Here is an 18,759-nt window from a genome sequence, read left to right on the forward strand (position 1 = left end):
TCTGCTATAATCCGCCCACGCACTTAAATTTCCGTTCATTACCTGAACATTCTGTTCTATTCATTGTAAGCGCACGCTGTCCATAGAGAGGACCATTTCTTGCGCCCCGATCGCTCAGCGATTCTTCAGGTTCGGCCGTAATCAAGCGTGCGTTTAGTCCACATCGTCGTTACTCGGATTGCTGCTGAAAAAACGTTTCAGCTAACTTTGCTTTGCCGCTTTGTGCCGATGTCTATTTTGTATTTATTAAAAATGGAGCACCCACTAGGGTGAAACTCTCTATGAGCAAAACTTTTGCCGAATTTTCTTTGCATGAAACCTTACAACAAGCGCTTGAAGGTTTAGGTTTTACTACCCCGACTCCTGTGCAAGAACAATCTATTCCTGCAGCTTTAGAAGGAAAAGACCTTCTAGTATCTAGCCAGACTGGTTCTGGTAAAACTGCGGCATTTTTATTACCGACATTACATAATTTAGCTGGTCAAGAAACTTTTGTTCCGTTCAAAGAACGTATGAAAGCTGTGACCCAACCTAACATTTTAGTTTTATGCCCAACACGTGAATTGGCTCAACAAGTTAGCCAAGATGCGATTGCTTTCGTACGTCACATGAAAGGTGTTCGTATTGCTGCAATCATGGGTGGTATGCCTTTTGGTAAGCAAATCCAACAGCTTAAAGGCGCGCAAGTTATTGTTGCGACTCCAGGTCGTTTATTAGATTTAGTAAACCGTCGTCAATTAAAGTTAGATAAAGTTGAAGCTTTAATCGTTGACGAAGCTGACCGCATGTTAGATCTCGGCTTCTCTGAAGATTTAGAAGCGATCAGCGATTTAGCTGGTAACCGTCGTCAAACATTAATGTTCTCTGCAACTTTCGCTGACCGTATTATTCGTCTTGCTGAACGCATGATGAATGAACCTGAGCGTATTGCAATTGAAACAGGTCACAGTACAAACACTGACATCACCCAAACTTTACACTGGACTGATGGTTTCGAACACAAGAAGAAACTTCTGACTCACTGGTTGGCTGATGAAACTCTTGATCAAGCGGTTGTATTCGCGAGCACTCAAGAAGATACAGATATGTTGGCTGAAGAACTTGCAGAAGCAGGTCACTCTGTAGTTGCACTTCACGGTGCAATGCCACAAACAGTTCGTAACCGTCGTTTACGTAGTATTCGTGAAGGTCGTGCAAAAATCTTGGTAGCGACAGACGTTGCTGCACGTGGTCTTGATGTACCGACAATTTCTCACGTAATTAACTTCGGTTTACCAATGAAACACGAAGACTATGTACACCGTATTGGTCGTACAGGTCGTGCTGGTCGTACAGGTCAAGCAATTACTTTAGCGACTTATCGTGAACGCGGTAAAATCCGTGCGCTTGAAGACTATTTAGATGCACGTTTAAGTGTTTCTGAAATTGAAGGCTTAGAGCCATCTCCACCTCCTGCTCGTTCAGGTCGTGATGGCGGTGGTCGTGGTCGTGGCGGCAACGGTGGTCGTGATGGTCGTCGTGGTGGCGGTTTTGGCGGTGGTCGTCGTTTTGAAGGCGAAAGCAACTTCAAACGCCGTGAAGGTGGTCGTGATGACCGTCCACGTCGTAGCTTTGATGACAAACCACGTGGTGAACGTCCATTCGGTGGTGAAGATCGTCCACGTCGCGAGTTCAATTCAGATCGCCCACGTCGTGAAGGTGGTTTTGAAGATCGTCCACGTCGTGAGTTCAACTCAGATCGTCCGCGTCGTGAAGGTGGGTTCAACGATAAACCGCGTTTTGACTCAAATGATGACAACCGTGGTAACCGCGTAGATTACAAACCACGTCGTGAAAATGGTTTTGGTGATCGTCCAAAACGTAGTTTCGGTGGCGAAGATCGTCCACGTCGTAGTTTTGATGACAAACCTCGTGGCGAGCGTCCATCATTTGGTGGCGAAGATCGTCCACGTCGTGAGTTCAACTCAGATCGTCCACGTCGCGAAGGTGGTTTTAACGATAAACCGCGTCGTAGCTTTGATGATAAACCACGTGGTGAGCGTCCAGCGTTTGGTGGCGAAGATCGTCCAAAACGTAGCTTCGGTGGTGAAGATCGTCCACGTCGTAGCTTTGATGACAAACCGCGTCGTAAATTCGACCGTTAATCAATAGTTTGTTTAAAGAAAGGCCGGTAGAAATACTGGCCTTTCTTATTTTTCAGTTTTGTTATAAAATAACAAAGTGTGAATTAGTTCAATTTTTTATTAAATAATGAGTAGAAGTAAACGAAAAGAAACAATAATGGCACAGTTGAAGAACTTATTAGTTCAGCACGGCTTGCCTTATCTTTTTATTGCACTTGTTTTGTGTAATGGGGTTTATTTTGCCTATGCTTTTATAACTGGAAGTTCTATTGAGCAGTTTCAAATTTCTGAATTAACCTCTTTTTACGAACATACCTCTTCTATTTCTACCAACTAAGTTAGCTTTGCTTTTGTCAAAATAACAACAAGTTTGCCAATTTTCAGTGTTATAGTATGCGTGCATAAAAGTGCAGGAACGATTGCCATTATGAATAATAAAACTCCTCTCTCGACTCAACCACTTATTGAAGTGAAAAATTTGAGTTTTAATCGAGGGGAACGCGTCATTTATGACAATATTAGTTTAAATATACGTCGTGGCCAGATTACGGCTATTATGGGACCTTCTGGTACAGGTAAAACAACATTATTACGTCTGATCGGTGGACAGTTAGTTCCTGATCAGGGCGAAGTTTTGCTCGACGGTAAAGATATTGCAAAAATGTCTCGTCAGGAACTTTTTTCAGCCCGTGCACGTATGGGAATGTTATTTCAGAGTGGTGCTTTATTTACGGATATGTCGGTCTATGAAAATGTGGCGTTTCCGATTCGAGCACATACCAAGCTTCCTGAAAATCTAATTGCTGAACTGGTTGCATTAAAACTGGAATCAGTAGGCTTGCGTGGTTCTGAACAATTAATGCCTACAGAACTCTCAGGTGGTATGAACCGTCGTGTTGCCTTAGCACGTGCGATCGCACTTGACCCTGATTTAATCATGTACGATGAACCGTTTGCAGGGCAAGACCCAATTGTAAAAGGCGTGTTGACACGTTTAATTCGTTCATTGCGAGAAGCTTTAGATTTAACCACTATTATTGTTTCGCATGATGTTCCCGAAACCCTTTCTATTGCTGACTACATTTATGTTGTAGCAGAAGGAAAAATTCAGGGGGAAGGAACACCAGAAGAATTACAGGCATATGCTTCTCCATTTGTGCGCCAATTCTTAACAGGTTCGGCAGAAGGACCAGTTGAATACCAATTTAGTCATCAAGCCTATTTAGATAACGAGGTTCGTCCATGAATACGATTGCCTGGTTAGGTAGACTCGTTATTGAGCGGATTCGAGGGATTGGTGTTGCGGCACTAATGCTCTTACAAATTGTTTTTTCTTTTCCTTCATCTGGTGGGTTTGGACGATTTATTTACCAAATGCATCGGGTAGGGGTGATGTCTTTGTTAATTATTACTGTATCGGGCCTATTTATTGGTTTGGTATTGGGTTTACAAGGATATTCAATTTTAGTGAACGTCGGCAGTGAATCAATGCTAGGCACCATGGTGTCTTTAACATTGCTGCGTGAATTGGCACCTGTGGTTGCTGCGTTATTATTTGCTGGTCGAGCAGGTTCTGCATTAACAGCAGAAATTGGTTCAATGAAGCAAAGTGAACAACTTGCCAGCATGGAAATGATCGGGGTTGACCCATTAAAACAAATCGTATCACCCCGTCTTTGGGCGGGAGTGGTCAGTTTACCGATGCTAACTGTCATTTTTGCTGCGATTGGTATTGTGGGCGGTAAAATGGTAGGTGTCGATTTTCTTGGCGTCGATGAAGGCTCATTCTGGAGCGGTATGCAAAACAACGTGCAATTTGGGCATGATGTCGTAAATGGCATTATCAAAAGTATTGTGTTTGCTTTGTTATGTACATGGATTGCGGTATATCAAGGATATGCATGTGATCCAACTCCAGAAGGAATCGCAACTGCAATGACGAGAACGGTTGTATATTCTTCATTATGTGTTTTAGGTTTTGATTTCGTGTTGACTGCGGTCATGTTCGGAGGGATTTAATGAAATCACGTAGTAGTGAGCTGGCCGTAGGTATCTTTGTTATTATCTTCGGTATTGCCTTGTTCTTTTTAGCCATGAAAGTTAGTGGCCTTGTTGGTACTAATTTAAATGATAGTTATACCATGAAGGCTCAGTTTGATAACGTCAATGGTTTAAAGCCTCGTGCTAAAGTAACGATGAGCGGTGTCACAATTGGTCGTGTTGATTCAATTACCCTTGATCCAGTTACGCGTTTGGCTACGGTAACCTTTGGTTTAGATGGAAAATTGACAAGCTTTAATGCTGAGCAGCTAAAAGAAGTTCAAAAAAATGCTTTAGATGAACTACGTTATAGTTCTGATTATACGCAGGCTTCTCCAGAGCAACAAAAAGCAATGGAACAGCAACTGATCAGTAACATGTCCTCCATCACCAGTATTGATGAAGATGCTTATATAATGGTTGCAACCAATGGTTTGTTGGGTGAGAAATATTTGAAAGTCGTTCCAGGTGGTGGTTTAAACTATCTTAAACGTGGCGATACAATTTCAAATACCCAAGGAACCATGGATTTAGAAGATTTAATTAGTAAATTTATTACTGGTGGTGGCGCAGGTAAAGTTGCCGCTGGTTCATCCTCAGCAGAAGAAAAAGCTCCTGCAAGTACCGACAGCAGTGCACAGCCGTCATTTGTTGAGTAAAAGTTTATTTGAAGGAGTGGTTCCAGGTGAATACGTTGTTTAAACAAACCCTGACAGCAAGTCTTTTGTCTACTATGATTGCAGGTACAGCTTTTGCTGCACCTTCAGAAGCACCACCTGATTTTATCAAACGTGTTGCTGATGGCTTGATCGCTCGTTTAAAAGCAGATCATGCTAAGTTGCAGAACAATCCTGCTTTAGTAAAATCAATTGTACGTCAGAACTTAGACCCATATGTTGATTCACAAGCGTTCACTCGTATTGTGATGGGTACTTATGCGACGAATCAGTATAGTACAGCTGCACAGCGTGCTCAGTTTGAAACAAACTTCCGTAATACATTAATTGAAAATTACGGTAGCGCATTTGCTAAATATACAAATCAAAGCTATACCATGCGTCCTTACAAGGCAACTGCGGGTAAAAACCCTGTAGTGACATTGGACTTTAATCACAATGGTGAAAAAATTCCTGTTTCTTTCCAGTTGGCTGACAAAGGTACTCAATGGAAAATCCGTAATATCAATGTTTCTGGTATTGATCTAGGATTACAGTTCCGTAATCAGTTTGCTGCAACAGTGAAACGCAATGGCGGTGATTTAAATAAAGCAATTGCTACGTTCCAACCTGATGCAGACGCAGCTGTTAATCAAAACAAAAAGAAATAAGTAGGTGACGTGTGGTTCAGTATCTCAACCAACAATTGGTTGTTTCGGGAAAAATTGATTTTGAAAATGCGGAACAACAGTATCAAGCAGGTTTGGCCATCATAAAGAAGCAGCAAAGCTTCCCACTTGTGGTGGATTTAACTGAGCTTGAGCATGGTAGTACTTTGGCATTGGCTGTTTTAGTTCAATGGTTACGAGAGACTCCAAAAAATACTGGTTTGCATTTTAAAAATGTCCCTGAAAAAATGCTGAAGATCATTCAAGCCTGTCATTTGCAGGATGATCTGCAAATGATCTGATGTTTTTGATGTAAAAAAGCACCTATATTTAGGTGCTTTTTTATGCTCGAAATTAGCATTTTATTACAAAGCTTAGATCCATTTTTTCCAGCGGAAATAAATGATCGGCCCAATAAAGAAACCCATAATAATCAGCAAAACAACGAAGAAACTGGTCGTACCATGTGCAAAAGGTAATACGTCTGTGTTCATACCGTAAATACTGGCAATAAGCATCGGAGGAGCTAACATACTTGGTAAGATCGAGAATCGACGAATCGTATCATTCTGTTCTGTGTTAATGAATCCAGACGTCGTATCAAGTAAGAATCGTACTTTTTGGAATAAGAACGCATCATGTTCTACCAGTGAGCGTACATCTTCACTGAGCTCTCGAATGTCTGCATCATAAATATGACTGCCTAATGCACGTGGACGCGATAAGAAAGTAAGTACACGTCTTAAATCAATGAGACAAAGCTGCGCTTTCCCTAGCATGTCTTCTTGTTGAGCTAGGCGTGTAATCATGTCATCGAGATCTAGAATTTTTTCACGTTGGTGGTTATTAAGAACCTCGGTGGAATATTTTTCTAAATCTTTGTGGATATCTTCTAAGATATCCGCAAGCTCATCGAGTTTTGCTTCAAGAAGGCCTAATAAAATCCACGTTGGATCTTTATAGTCCATGTCATAGTCATTTCGGCGAGCACGGGCACGAAAGGCACGAAACGCAACTAGTTTTTCTCCACGCATCGTAAAGAGGCGGTCTTTATGTAAAATGAAAGCTACGGTTTGCACCATGGCAAGCATATGTGATGACTCTTCAGCGTCTCCATCCACCTGATAATTTTTATTTTTCGTTAAAAAATAAGTACTGATGTGCAAAATACCGTCATCATCACGGTAAAATCGTGCAGAAGATGAAATGTCTTCAAGCGACTTTAGTGTTGGTAAATTTTGGTCATAGGCATCTAATACCCATTGTTGCTCTTCTTGCGAGGGTGCAATAAGATCAAGCCAGACTAATTCGGGATGTAGATCAAATCCACCATTGATGGTGGCATCTTCCAGACTTCCGCGTTCTGTGGCATAAAAGGCTTCAAGCATGTGTCTTTTTTCCTCACGCAGTCTGATGGAAATGGATGGGTGTATTTTAGACAAGGATTTGCCGAAAAACACTTGCCAATACGCTATTTTGCAAAAAAAAACTCTATCGATAGTTTAGTTTGTCAGCATGACAGTTCAATAAAACGGTTTTTTACACTATGAAATCAATTTGTATTTTCTGTGGTTCATCTCTTGGTTCAAACCCAATTTTCCAAAAAATTGCCCAAGCTACAGGCGAGGCTATTGCAAAACAAGGGAAGACCTTGGTTTATGGTGGTGGTCGCTCAGGCCTAATGGGTGTGGTGGCCGATAGCGCCTTACAAGCAGGTGGTCAAGTCATTGGCGTGATCCCTCGTGCTTTAGTTGATCGTGAGTTAGCTCATCCGGGCTTAACCAGATTATATGTGGTTGAGAATATGCATGAGCGTAAAACCAAGATGGCGGATCTTTCAGATGGCTTCATTGCTTTGCCGGGTGGCGCTGGTACATTGGAAGAAATCTTTGAACAATGGACGTGGGCGCAATTAGGGATTCATCAAAAGCCATGTGCTTTCTTAAATGTAGCGGGCTTTTATGAAGATTTACTTAAAATGATTCAAGGAACGGTGGATAATGGATTCAGCCAAGCACGGTTCGTTGATAAATTGATCGCATCAGACAAAATTGAAGATATTCTTCAACAATTTGAGCAATATCAGGCTCCTGCTCCAAAATGGACAAACGCAGATGTCCAACCATAAACGAGGTTAAATAGGTGAAAACAATTACGGTCGCTGCCGCAGTGATCTTAAATGAGCAAAATCAGTTGTTGCTTGTGAGAAAGCGTAATACACACGCTTTTATGCAAGTAGGTGGCAAGCTGGAACCTAATGAGGCACCAGAGATCACCATGCAACGCGAAATTTTAGAAGAAGTCGGAAGCTCTTGTGTGATTGAGCAATTTATTGGTCATTTCGAAACAGTAGCTGCCAATGAGCCAGATCATATTTTGGTGAGTCATTTATACCTTGTTCAGCTCGACCAAGCACCTAAAATTGCAGCCGAAATTGCAGAAATGAAGTGGATAGATTTAAATGATTCGGAAACTCAACTTGCACCATTGACCCGAGAAATTGTCATTCCTTGGTGTGAAGAGTATTTATCTACGGTGCAATAGCCTAACTCTTCGGCGTCGCTGCTAGGCACACGGTATGAATGGATGTGCAGCCTAATTGTTTAAGTGCCTGACTGAGCGCATGAACAGAGCTTCCCGTGGTTATCACGTCATCAATAATGAGAACGCGGCGATAACGTCGTTTCTCTTGATGATGAGGTAAAAATTGTTGTTCTATATTTTCAAAGCGTTCTAGCCGAGTAAGCCCTTTTTGAGAGTGCTCGTTTAAACGTTGAATCGGTTGCCAAACAGGTATTTTTAAGTGTCTGCTTAAGATATTGGCAAGTAGTAATGATTGATTGAAACCACGCTCGATTAAACGTTGATTGGAAATGGGCATAGGTACGATCGCTTGTACCTTGGGAAATTTTAATTGTTTTAAAATTTCACCTAATAAGATCTGATAATGTAACTTTTGTTCATATTTAAACTGCTGAATAATCCGGTTAACCGGATAAGCATAATTACAAGCCACAAGAACAGAGTGATTATTACGTTGAATCGTTTGTTTAAGCCAAGGTAGCTGTTCCCAACAGTCTTTACAGAGCGAGTATTTTTCTCGCATGCCTAACTCGCACAATGAGCAAGGTGAAAATAACTGAATAAGATGTTGGAAGTTTAAAAAATTAAACATAGGCGTAGCGAGGCGCCTCAGGAAGCCAACGCTTTAATAGAGCATCTGCCTGTTCTGGATAATCTTTTAAAACTTGCTGTGCCACATAGTGGGCTTGACTCAGTAGGTGATCATCTCGCTCTAAACGAGCCACTCTAAATCCCATATCCCCAGTTTGTTTAGTCCCTAATAATTCACCCGGTCCACGTAGTTCCAGATCTTTTTCTGCAATCACAAAGCCATCATTACTTTCTCTTAAAATAGAAAGTCTCTCTTGTCCATTTTGAGAGAGAGGTGTTTTATATAAAAGTACGCAAAAACTAGCTTGAGCACCTCGACCTACGCGACCTCGTAATTGGTGTAGCTGAGAAAGCCCTAAACGCTCGGCATTTTCAATCACCATAATGGAAGAGTTAGGAACGTCTACTCCAACTTCAATCACTGTTGTTGCGATAAGAAGTTGTAATTCATTATTTTTAAATGCTTGCATTACGGCTTGCTTTTCATCAGCTTTCATTTTGCCGTGTACCAAACCAATATTGAGTTCAGGAAAGCGTTCTTTCATCTCTTGGTAAGTTGCTTCTGCTGCTTGAGCATCTAAAGTCTCAGACTGCTCAACCAATGTGCATACCCAATAGGCCTGTTTCCCATCTCTGCAATTTGAAGCAATACGTTGAAGTACTTCCTCTCGACGATCAAGTGGAATCGTAACGGTTTGAATAGGTGTACGGCCCGGTGGTAACTCATCAATTATGGATGTGTCTAAATCGCCATACGCACTCATTGCCAGTGTTCTCGGAATCGGAGTAGCTGTCATCACGAGTTGATGTGGGGTGAATTGCTCAGCACCTTTATTACGTAAAGCTAAACGTTGGTCTACACCAAAACGATGTTGTTCATCAATAATCACTAGCCCTAATTTAGCGAAGCCAACATTATCTTGAAATAAGGCATGTGTACCGACAATAAGTTCCGCGTGGCCTTCTTTAATCTGTTGTTCTGCTTGGGCACGGGCTTTACCTTTTTGTTTACCAGATAACCATGCCACGGTTACACCTAATGGTTCAAACCAACGTTTAAAGTTTAAATAATGCTGTTCTGCAAGAATTTCAGTCGGAGCCATTAATGCAACCTGCCAATCTGCTTCTAAAGCATGACAAGCGGCTACAGCGGCAACCAAGGTCTTTCCAGCACCAACGTCACCTTGTACTAGGCGTAGCATAGGTTGGTGTTGTTTTAAGTCATTTAAAATTTCTTTAGATACACGTTTTTGTGCATTGGTCATTTGAAATGGTAAAGCTTCTAATAGTTTTTTAGCTAATACTTTACTGCTTGAAAATGCAGGTGACGCAATTTGACGAATATAAGCACGGCGATTAAGTAAACTAATTTGGTGTGCAACCAACTCTTCAAAAATAAGTCGTTGCTGTGCGGGGTGCGAGCCTTGAGCCAATTGCAGCATGTTGGCATCCACGGGAGGCTCATGAATGTAATACAAAGCCTCTTTAAGCGCATAGCCATTGGTATATTGTTTTGGGAGTAGCTCTGGTAAGGCGTCACTATGATGCTTTAAAGCTTGTTTAACGTATTCGCGTAATTTAGGTTGAGTTAACCCATCCGTACTTGGATAAATTGCTGTAAGCTGAGTTTTTGGTAGAGGTGTATGTTCATGAATGAGCTGAATTTCAGGATGATACATCTCAAGGCCGCGAGCACCTACACGGACTTCACCAAAAATGCGTAAGCGATGACCGGGTTTTATTTTATCAGTCAGGTTCTTATAAATATGATAAAAGCGTAAGGTGACTTTAGCGAATTCATCTTGCACCAAGGCTGCCATAGATTTTCTTTTTCCCGGGGGGAAATCAATTGATTTGACTTCTCCTTCGAGTAAATAGCTCCGCCCAACCACAAGTTGATTCATTGGAATAATCGTACTGCGGTCTTCATAATCACGTGGCAGATGAAACAGTAAATCATCTGTGGTAAAAATATTTAGTTTTTCGAGCAGGGCTGCTGAAGCCGATCCAACGCCTTGTAACTGATGGACTGAAGTCATGTCCCCTCAACGAGTTTTCTATGCATATATTATTTATCGGTTATGGTAAAACATCTCAGCGTGTTGCTAAACAACTATTTGAGAAAGAACATCAAATTACCACAATCAGCCGTAGTGTAAAAACGGATAGTTACGCAACACATCTTGTTCAGGATATTTTTACGCTCGATTTAAGTAAAATTGAATCTGTAGATGTCGTATATATTTTACTTTCTCCAAATGAGAGTACGGTTGAGGGCTATCAGCAAACTTATGTTGATAGTATTGAACCGATTCGAGAAGCATTAAAAATACATCCAGTGAAAAAAATAATCGTTGTCTCCTCTACGCGGGTATATGGTGAAAATGCAGGAGAGATTATTGATGATTTTAGTGAAATTCATCCAAATGATGCACAAGGCCATATATTGCTTAATATGGAGTTACTCTGGCAAAAATATTATCCAACTCAATCTGTAATTGTTCGCCCTACAGGTATTTATGGAACTTCGATTGCCCGTTTAAAGAAAATGGCTGAAAATCATCAAAGCTATCCAAATATACATTATAGCAATCGAATACATATTGATGATTTAGCAAGATTTTTGGCTTTTATGGCTGATTATGAAAGTCATCAAGCAAGCTATATCGTGACTAATAATCAACCATTACCTTTGCATGAAGTTATCGCATGGTTTCAAAAACAATTGGGATTGCCAGAATTAACTTTAGAATCAAACCAAATTTCAGGTAAAAGAATTTATGCAAAACATTTATGTACAATAGGTTTTCAGTTAGAACACCCAATTTGCTTTAATGACTATTTATTATGTTTAAATGTTCATAGCGCTAAATAAAATTTTGATTAAACTTTAAATAAGAACATAAATACCTGATGAGGCAGTCAAATTGCCGATAAAGATAAAAAGTTTGAAAATGAAAAAAATTTGTTTAGCTCTTATTTTGAGCGGAACAGCTGCTGCGAGTTGGGCCGAGGATCAGGTGTGGTGTGCATATGATCCTATCGGGTCCCAAGGGGATATTACTCGCCGTTTAAATGACATTCGGCTATATGCCCAGCAATATCAAGTCAAATTTAAAGTTGTTACCTATCAAAAAGAGCAGCAGGCCATACAAGCTTTTGATGATGGGAAATGTTCAGGTTTAGCTGCATCCAATTTCAATACTTATCGTTATAACCAGTTTATGGGAAGTACTGCGGGTATAGGGCTTATTCCTAATAATCGTACGGCCAAAAGCTTTTTGCAGCTTTTAAATCACCCTACCATTGAGAAAAGGCTGGTTTCTAAGAATTATGAAGCTGTAGGAATGATTCCAATTGGAACTGCTTACATGGTTCTAAAAAATAAGAAGCTCTCTAGAGTCGCTCAATTAAGAAATCAACGTATTGGGGTGCTACCTAATAATCCACCACAACAAGCATTGGTACGAAGTGTAGGTGCTCAGCCAGTTTATGTTGATTTATCAAACGCGATTGCGCAGTTTAAGCAAAATAAAATCGATATTGTTCCTGCACCAGTGTATGGGTTATTGCCATATAACTTACAAAAAGAATTTGGACCAGATACTCAAGTCATCAATTTTCCTTTGGCATATTTCGGTGTCAATTTAATTATTAAACCGCAAGCTTATCCTGCTAATTTTGGCCGAAAAATCCGAGGATGGTTTGTTCATAATAGCCAATTGCTGACGAATCGTGCGACACAATGGGAGAATCATTTACCTGCTTATTATTGGGTGGATGTCTCTTTTTATGAAAAGCAAAGTTATGATGTAATGGTTGCCAAAATACGTAATCAGTATGTTCTTTCAGGTTATTACGATGCTTATTTCGTTCAGCTTATGAAGCGTTTACGTTGTATGGACGATCCACGTTATTTTGAATGTCCAATCCGCTAATAAAATAAAAGGCAACCGAAGTTGCCTTTTATTTTGACTGAAGACTTTAAGCTTTTTTGCGTTTTAAACGGCGTTTAGCTTGTTGAGATGCCATTGCTTCAAGAGCATCTTTCAATTCTTCGTCGGTAAAGGTGGTGATGTGCTGTAACATTTGTAAGGTTACTTCATCAAGTACCAACTGTGCACCAGCAGCCATTTGACGGAAGTTATCATCAAACTCAATTTGGCCTTGGTCATTGGTACGAATATAATTTTGCTGTGTAAGCACTTTTAAGAAACTTTGGAATAAAGCTTTGTCGAAGAACTCTGGCGAATTAAATTCATATAGAACTGATAAACGTTGTCCTAATAAATGACTTAACTCTTCAACTTGTTTAGCAGAGATATTACCTGAACCACGTTGAGTAATGAGCGCAAGTGTCATGTAGTAACGCTCAAGACTTTGCTTAACTGGCGTTGCTAAAACAACAAGCTGATTATGCTCTTCTGTATTTGGTGCAGAGCTAATCAAGTTACCTTCATCGTCTTGTTGAATAAGGTTAGATTGAACTAGAGCATCTGCATATTGCTCAACTTGTGCCTTAAGCTCGCTGCTCTTCCATTTAAGGAATAACTCAGCTTTCAAGAATGGATAGAGCGTATAGATGACATTGGTTAAATCTGAACGACTGATTTTCCCATTGTGTTCAACAAGTGATGCTACCAGAGAAGGTAAAACAAAGGCGTGCAAGATGTTATTACGGAAGTAAGTCAGAAGAACAGCTTGGTTATCTTCAATCGCAATAATATCGCCAAGCGCATGCTGAACGCGTTTAATGAGTTTAAGCTTTAAACCATACGCAATAATTTCTTTACCAGAAAGTGGCGTTACTTCCATACGTTGGTCATATGGGAAGTTCGATGCCAAGTTACGATAAGCTTCTAGCTGCTTAATACAAATTTCTTCATCAAGCGTATGCTTTGGAGTCGCAAGCAAAATAATAGAAAGTAAAGAAACAGGGTTAATCACCACAGCTCGGTTAATATTTTCTAAAATTGCATGTGCAGAGCTATTTACTGCATCCGAAACAGCTTGAGGAATTGGGTCGTCATTTTTCTCGATGTAAACGTTTTCTGCATTATGTTGCTTAAGCAGATCATCAAGGAAAACAGGTTCACCAAAGTTCACGTGGACTTTACCAAAAATACGTTCAATTTTTCGTAAGGTTTTCACAATACCAAAAATAGATTCGGCCTCTTTTGGCTTACCTTGCATTTCGCCTACGTAAGTTGAGCCTTCCATGAGTCGTTCATAACCAATATAAGTTGGTAAGAAAACGATCGGTTTAGCACGGCCACGTAAATGGCTGTGAACTGTCATGGCAAGCATACCGGTTTTAGGCGGTAATAAACGTCCCGTACGTGAGCGTCCACCTTCAATAAAGTACTCAAGTGGCGTGTTGCGTGACAAAATACTATATAGATATTCTTTAAATACAGTAGTGTAGAGCCCATTTCCACGGAAAGAGCGACGAATGAAGAATGCACCGCCTCCACGTAAAAGCTGACCAACGAAAGGTAAGTTTAAGTTATCGCCTGCAGCAATATACGGAACCATTAAGCCACGTTTATAGATGACATATGACAATAGTAAATAGTCAATGTGACTGCGATGACACGGTGTATAGACAACTTCATAGTCTTTCGCTAGTTCACGAACGGTACTAAAGTTATGCACCTCTACGCCGTCATAAAGCTGGGTCCATAAGCGCGTTAAGGCAAGATCAGCAAAGCGCACTGCTGAGTGTGAATAATCCGATACGATTTCATTCACATAGCCAATCGCACGGCGTTCAGCTTCAAGCATGCTCACTTTTCCGCGGATACTTTCACGGCGGATTGCTTCTTGCACATCACGAGATTTAACAACCGATTGCATGACATTGCGGCGATCCGACAAATCGGGGCCTAACACGACTTCACGCTGACGGTCTAAATAATCATTTAACGTACTTACAATATAAGTTGCTGGTGAAAGATTTGGATAATGCTGCTGTGCATAATCAACCAATTCACGTAGCGATTGTGGTTCATGAAATTCTAAATAAGACTGACGGCCATGCAAACCAATATTAACCAGCTGCTTAACTGTGCTTGGTGTTGCCCACGTATCTGAAAATAATAACTTAAACCAAGAATCTTCTTTATCTGGCGAACGGCCCCATAAAACTGTAACCGGAACAAGCTCTATATCGAGTTCAGGATTTTCTTGTAAAACTTCAATCAGTTTTAATAAGCGTGGTGGAAAAGCATGAGGAGGCGGATTCAGTAAATTATTTTCATCATTGTGCTGTAAAAATAAAACTGATGCTTTTTCCTGATGAGTGCCAACAACTAATGGATCTAACGCAGGTTTTAAATTTAAACGACGCGTTTCTCCATCAACCACCAGAGCATTGCTTCGAGAGTGGTTTTGTAAGACGTAACAAACCACTTTTTGGCGGTCAGTTTTTGCTTCTGTTTCTGTTGTTTCTGATACTGGTTCAGTAGGAACTTCCCCAAGAACATGTGGTGTTACCACGAGGTCAAGTAGTTTACTCGAAAGCCGACGATACATTTGACCAAACCCACTCTTGGACATAAGAACTCCTACTTCTTAAAGACAAATCCCAGCACCAAATGCAGAGGGTAATTATTTTGCGGCATTTATTAAAAAAAACAATATGCTACTTTCTTATAAATTATAATGCTTTTGGCATATTTTATCGTTAAAAATCGTATTTTTAGCTGTTATATGAACAATGTTCGTCAGAAGTTGACTGATTGTTCCATGTTCAAATAGTTTTTTATGGCACAATAGATTCTACACATCTGTACTTTAATACGATTTTTTACCTGAAATATGAAGGTATCTCTCATGAATGCGTTAACCCAAGAACTTGTCGATCTTCTTACTTTAGAAAAGCTAGAAGAAAATATTTACCGTGGCATAAGCCGTAATCTTGTCGGTAAACGTGTCTTTGGTGGGCAGGTTTTGGGTCAGGCTTTACGTGCGGCATCTTATACAACCGATCGCCCAGCGCATTCTTTGCATGCATATTTTTTATATGGTGGCGATATTAATGCCCCAATTATCTATGAAGTAGACCGTTTACGTGATGGGAAGAGTTTCGTAAGCCGTCAGGTTCGTGCCATTCAACACGGACGAGTTATATTTTCGGCGATGGTTTCTTTTGCTAATCCAGAAGAAGGCTTGAACTATCAACATCAAGAGCCAGAGTATCCCGCGCCAGAGACTCTTAAATCTGAAAATGAGCTCAAAGAAGGTATTTTAAATTTCGTACCTGAAAATGTTCGTGCTAGCTTTATGCGTGAGCGCCACGTAGAAATTCGCCCAATTGATCCGGTAAATCCGTTTCAACCGCAACCTGAAGCTCCTTATAATGCGCACTATATCCGCACACATGACCGTATTCCAAAACAATTAGATGATATTGCTCTGCATCAAGCGATTGTTGCGTTTTATTCAGACTTTACCTTAATGACAACTGCTTTGAGACCGCATGGGCTTAGTTATATTTCTCCAAGTTTGCAGTGTGCAAGTATTGATCATGCCATTTATTTCCATCGTCCGCTGCGTGCCGATGAATGGATGCTTTACGATATGGAAGCAACCGTTAGCGCAGCTTCTCGCGGCTTAAACTTTGGCCGTATGTGGCAAAATGGCCAACTTGTATGCAGTACCGTGCAAGAGGGTTTAATTCGTTTGCGGGAAATTGAAACGCAATAAACTCATTTATAAAGCCATCTCATCAGATGGCTTTTTTATTTTTAATTGAAACGATGTGACAAAAAATTGCTCGTATGAAAAGCGAGCTCATGTCATATTTGCAAAAGGATTGCCAACTGAAAAAAATAATGCTGATATGAACTTAAACACACAAATTCTTATTGCTGCCATTTTAGGCTTAGCCTTTGGTTTTATATTAACGTTGTATCCCGATACTGCGTTTGTAAAACATAGTTTATATGGGTTAGGCATATTAAGCAGTGTCTTTATTGGGCTGCTTAAAATGTTGTTGGTGCCTTTGATTTTTAGCTCGATTGTTGTGGGTGTCTCTAATTTGCAGGCGGGAGGGAAGTTAGGTCCAGTCTGGAAAATTACCTTTTTATGTTGTTTGACCACAACAACATTAGCTTTAATTTTAGGTATAAGTTGTGCTCATCTATTTGAAGTAGGACGTGGTATAGATATCTCTATTTTCCAAATGTCTATGCAAAACTATCAGGCACCAGATAGTTTAAATCCTGCAAGTTTTTTCACTAATTTTATTCAAAATACATTAATTAACCCATTTAAAGCATTCAGCGATGGTAATGTTTTAGCTGTTGTGGTGTTTGCACTATTTGTTGGTGTTGCTTTAGTCCATGGCGGTGAGCGTTTTAAAAGTATTCGCTTATTAAGTCATCAATTTTTTGAAATGATGATGATGCTAGTCGGCTGGGTAATGAAGCTAGCACCTTTGGGTATTTTTGCCTTATTAGCAAAGTTAATGGCAACGGAAGATATTTCAGTACTAAGTCGTTTGGCTGAGTTTGCTGTTGTAGTGACAGGGACTACCATTTTTCATGGCGCTGTTGTTTTGCCGCTATTACTTTGGATTTTTGGCCGCATGAGTCCTTGGACTTTTTTCAAAGGAACACGTACAGCGCTAATTACAGCATTTGCAACCAGCTCTAGTTCTGCCACAATGCCCCTTAGTATGAAATGCGCACAAGAAAACTTAGGTGTTCGTCCGCAAACAGCTGGTTTTGTAATTCCTTTAGGTACACAGCTTAATATGGATGGCACTGCACTATATGAAGCAGCCGCTGCATTATTTGTCGCAAATTTGGTGGGGCTAGACTTAAACCTGACACAACAAATTATTGTGTGTTTAACAGCAATGATTGCATCACTAGGGGCCCCTGGAATTCCAAGTGCTGGTATGGTTACCATGATTATGGTTTTACAGTCTGTAGGTTTACCGGCTGAAGCAATCGCCATTTTACTTCCGATTGATCGCCTATTGGATACGGTAAGAACAGTGGTAAATGTGCAGGGTGATATGATGATTAGCGTGGTTGTTGACCGTTATACAAAAGATAAAGATATCAGTGTCTAATCTCCTAAATAAAAAAGCAGGATTTTAAATCCTGCTTTTTTATTTTTAAGCCGCTTGTAACTCGGCTCTTTTTGCTGCTGGAGATTGCGATAAATAACTTACCGCATCTTCAGTGCTGCCTTCTTTAACTGGATCATACCAAGGCATGAGGTAATCAATTTGTTGAGCAATAAGCCAGATTGGGTTTGGTAAAACCTGATTATCTTTTCTGCTAATTTTATACCACTCTACAGCAACCCATACTGGGAAAAATCTAGATTTAGCAGCATCAGCAAAACGTGGATCTTGTTTCATAATATGTGCAGCGCCATCTACCCATAATCCAAGCACCAGTACAATCACTGCAAGGCTTAAATAGTAGCGTGGAATATATCCACCACCCAAATGGCGATATAAATCAAAAGCAACGGTACGGTGTTCAATTTCTTCTGAACCATGCCATTTAACCAGATCGACCATTTCAGGGTCAGCGCCTAATTCTTCCCAACGCTCGTTATAGAGTGCATATTTCCCTAATACACAGGTCATATGCTCAACAGTTGCAATAACGCCTAAACGGAAAAGGTCCCATTGCGCTTGTAGAAATTGAGGGACTTCTTTATCAAATGGTTTATCTGCTAAGGCAGTGGTAAATAGATAATTCATAATGTCCAGATTTCGCTGGATATCAATATTACGTGCGCTTAAATATTCTTTATTGGCAGAAGTATGCGCATTGGCATGCATAGCTTCTTGGCGGATAAATGCTTGCACATCCTGTTTAAGTTTTTCATCTTTAATTTGCGGTAAAACTTTATTGTACAAACGGCAAAACCAGAATTCTCCAGCAGGTAAGATGTTATTAATTTCATTAATAAAATAACTTGCGAAAGGCTGATTTGGAATCCAGTCAACAGGGGTATCTTTCCAGTCAAATTTTACTTTACGTGGAAGAATTTTATAGTCAATAGAAGAACCTAAAGCCTTGTTCTTCAAAAAAGATAACAATTTCATCATTTAGTCCTGATTTTTAACTC

General features: G+C 40.3%; 18 protein-coding genes. 13 read left to right on the forward strand and 5 right to left on the reverse strand.

All coding sequences use genetic code 11. From position 1 onward, the window contains the following. Positions 1–281: 281 nt before the first annotated feature. The 7 genes from J536_RS12800 to J536_RS12830 all read left to right on the forward strand — a co-directional run bounded on the left by J536_RS12800 (position 282) and on the right by J536_RS12830 (position 5,789). Positions 282–2,144, forward strand: a complete 1,863-nt coding sequence (locus J536_RS12800) for a DEAD/DEAH box helicase (RefSeq protein ID WP_016143582.1) — start codon at positions 282–284, stop codon at positions 2,142–2,144. Positions 2,145–2,250: 106 nt separating this feature from the next. Further along, entirely contained in the window at positions 2,251–2,460 is a 210-nt protein-coding gene (locus J536_RS12805; protein ID WP_025465417.1) for a hypothetical protein, read from the forward strand. 90 nt (positions 2,461–2,550) lie between these two features. Then, positions 2,551–3,369: an ABC transporter ATP-binding protein gene (locus J536_RS12810; protein ID WP_002116999.1), complete on the forward strand. Its 819-nt coding sequence runs from the start codon at positions 2,551–2,553 to the stop codon at positions 3,367–3,369. Further along, complete coding sequence (gene mlaE / locus J536_RS12815) at positions 3,366–4,142, forward strand: lipid asymmetry maintenance ABC transporter permease subunit MlaE (protein WP_002117010.1); 777 nt, start codon at positions 3,366–3,368, stop codon at positions 4,140–4,142. Before J536_RS12810 ends, mlaE begins: the two co-directional genes overlap by 4 nt. Further along, entirely contained in the window at positions 4,142–4,822 is a 681-nt protein-coding gene (locus J536_RS12820) for an outer membrane lipid asymmetry maintenance protein MlaD (RefSeq protein ID WP_005067241.1), read from the forward strand. The genes mlaE and J536_RS12820 overlap by 1 nt, the downstream gene beginning before the upstream one ends. A gap of 26 nt (positions 4,823–4,848) precedes the next feature. Further along, positions 4,849–5,490, forward strand: coding sequence for an MlaC/ttg2D family ABC transporter substrate-binding protein (locus tag J536_RS12825; protein WP_002116826.1), 642 nt, complete (start codon positions 4,849–4,851; stop codon positions 5,488–5,490). A gap of 11 nt (positions 5,491–5,501) precedes the next feature. Then, positions 5,502–5,789 (forward strand): STAS domain-containing protein, encoded by a 288-nt coding sequence (locus J536_RS12830; RefSeq protein ID WP_005078357.1) that lies wholly within the window; start codon positions 5,502–5,504, stop codon positions 5,787–5,789. Positions 5,790–5,861: 72 nt separating this feature from the next. Here J536_RS12830 and J536_RS12835 read toward each other — a convergent pair whose 3' ends face one another. Continuing rightward, entirely contained in the window at positions 5,862–6,875 is a 1,014-nt protein-coding gene (locus tag J536_RS12835; protein WP_002116978.1) for a magnesium and cobalt transport protein CorA, read from the reverse strand. Positions 6,876–7,033: 158 nt separating this feature from the next. Here J536_RS12835 and J536_RS12840 point away from each other — a divergent pair, with 158 nt between their 5' ends. After that, the gene (locus J536_RS12840; RefSeq protein WP_005067248.1) at positions 7,034–7,615 is read left to right on the forward strand and encodes a TIGR00730 family Rossman fold protein; all 582 of its coding nucleotides are present in this window, start codon (positions 7,034–7,036) and stop codon (positions 7,613–7,615) included. Positions 7,616–7,629: 14 nt separating this feature from the next. Then, entirely contained in the window at positions 7,630–8,031 is a 402-nt protein-coding gene (locus J536_RS12845) for an NUDIX hydrolase (RefSeq protein WP_005078355.1), read from the forward strand. 1 nt (position 8,032) lies between these two features. Here the strand turns inward: J536_RS12845 and J536_RS12850 are convergent, their stop codons facing one another. Continuing rightward, the gene (locus J536_RS12850; protein ID WP_016806074.1) at positions 8,033–8,662 is read right to left on the reverse strand and encodes a ComF family protein; all 630 of its coding nucleotides are present in this window, start codon (positions 8,660–8,662) and stop codon (positions 8,033–8,035) included. Then, on the reverse strand, positions 8,655–10,700 hold the full coding sequence (gene recG, locus J536_RS12855; protein ID WP_032063089.1) for an ATP-dependent DNA helicase RecG: 2,046 nt from the start codon (positions 10,698–10,700) through the stop codon (positions 8,655–8,657). The genes J536_RS12850 and recG overlap by 8 nt, the downstream gene beginning before the upstream one ends. A 20-nt stretch (positions 10,701–10,720) precedes the next feature. On the opposite strand from recG, the gene J536_RS12860 reads away from it, so the two are divergent. Further along, positions 10,721–11,536, forward strand: coding sequence for an NAD-dependent epimerase/dehydratase family protein (locus tag J536_RS12860; protein ID WP_032063090.1), 816 nt, complete (start codon positions 10,721–10,723; stop codon positions 11,534–11,536). A 79-nt stretch (positions 11,537–11,615) separates the two neighbouring features. Continuing rightward, complete coding sequence (locus J536_RS12865) at positions 11,616–12,599, forward strand: putative solute-binding protein (protein ID WP_032063091.1); 984 nt, start codon at positions 11,616–11,618, stop codon at positions 12,597–12,599. Between the two features lie 46 nt (positions 12,600–12,645). On the opposite strand, the gene plsB is transcribed toward J536_RS12865, so the two are convergent. Beyond that, positions 12,646–15,219 (reverse strand): glycerol-3-phosphate 1-O-acyltransferase PlsB, encoded by a 2,574-nt coding sequence (gene plsB / locus J536_RS12870; RefSeq protein ID WP_032063092.1) that lies wholly within the window; start codon positions 15,217–15,219, stop codon positions 12,646–12,648. A 276-nt stretch (positions 15,220–15,495) separates the two neighbouring features. Between plsB and J536_RS12875 the strand changes: the two genes are divergently transcribed. Next, complete coding sequence (locus J536_RS12875) at positions 15,496–16,368, forward strand: acyl-CoA thioesterase (protein WP_002116924.1); 873 nt, start codon at positions 15,496–15,498, stop codon at positions 16,366–16,368. 109 nt (positions 16,369–16,477) lie between these two features. After that, positions 16,478–17,743, forward strand: coding sequence for a dicarboxylate/amino acid:cation symporter (locus tag J536_RS12880; RefSeq protein WP_032063093.1), 1,266 nt, complete (start codon positions 16,478–16,480; stop codon positions 17,741–17,743). Between the two features lie 45 nt (positions 17,744–17,788). Here the strand turns inward: J536_RS12880 and J536_RS12885 are convergent, their stop codons facing one another. After that, positions 17,789–18,739 (reverse strand): metal-dependent hydrolase, encoded by a 951-nt coding sequence (locus J536_RS12885; protein WP_081035459.1) that lies wholly within the window; start codon positions 18,737–18,739, stop codon positions 17,789–17,791. Between the last annotated feature and the right edge of the window lie 20 nt (positions 18,740–18,759).

The sequence above is a fragment of the Acinetobacter sp. 809848 genome (assembly GCF_000581275.1).
Lineage (GTDB): Bacteria > Pseudomonadota > Gammaproteobacteria > Pseudomonadales > Moraxellaceae > Acinetobacter > Acinetobacter pittii.

Coding starts and splice junctions, on each gene's coding strand:
- J536_RS12850 (WP_016806074.1), bottom strand. CDS start 8,662: ATGTTTAATTTTTTAAACTTCCAACATCTTATTCAGTTATTTTCACCT.
- mlaE (WP_002117010.1), top strand. CDS start 3,366: ATGAATACGATTGCCTGGTTAGGTAGACTCGTTATTGAGCGGATTCGA.
- J536_RS12860 (WP_032063090.1), top strand. CDS start 10,721: ATGCATATATTATTTATCGGTTATGGTAAAACATCTCAGCGTGTTGCT.
- J536_RS12875 (WP_002116924.1), top strand. CDS start 15,496: ATGAATGCGTTAACCCAAGAACTTGTCGATCTTCTTACTTTAGAAAAG.
- J536_RS12810 (WP_002116999.1), top strand. CDS start 2,551: ATGAATAATAAAACTCCTCTCTCGACTCAACCACTTATTGAAGTGAAA.
- J536_RS12800 (WP_016143582.1), top strand. CDS start 282: ATGAGCAAAACTTTTGCCGAATTTTCTTTGCATGAAACCTTACAACAA.
- recG (WP_032063089.1), bottom strand. CDS start 10,700: ATGACTTCAGTCCATCAGTTACAAGGCGTTGGATCGGCTTCAGCAGCC.
- J536_RS12840 (WP_005067248.1), top strand. CDS start 7,034: ATGAAATCAATTTGTATTTTCTGTGGTTCATCTCTTGGTTCAAACCCA.
- J536_RS12820 (WP_005067241.1), top strand. CDS start 4,142: ATGAAATCACGTAGTAGTGAGCTGGCCGTAGGTATCTTTGTTATTATC.
- J536_RS12885 (WP_081035459.1), bottom strand. CDS start 18,739: ATGATGAAATTGTTATCTTTTTTGAAGAACAAGGCTTTAGGTTCTTCT.
- plsB (WP_032063092.1), bottom strand. CDS start 15,219: ATGTCCAAGAGTGGGTTTGGTCAAATGTATCGTCGGCTTTCGAGTAAA.
- J536_RS12835 (WP_002116978.1), bottom strand. CDS start 6,875: ATGCTTGAAGCCTTTTATGCCACAGAACGCGGAAGTCTGGAAGATGCC.
- J536_RS12865 (WP_032063091.1), top strand. CDS start 11,616: ATGAAAAAAATTTGTTTAGCTCTTATTTTGAGCGGAACAGCTGCTGCG.
- J536_RS12805 (WP_025465417.1), top strand. CDS start 2,251: ATGAGTAGAAGTAAACGAAAAGAAACAATAATGGCACAGTTGAAGAAC.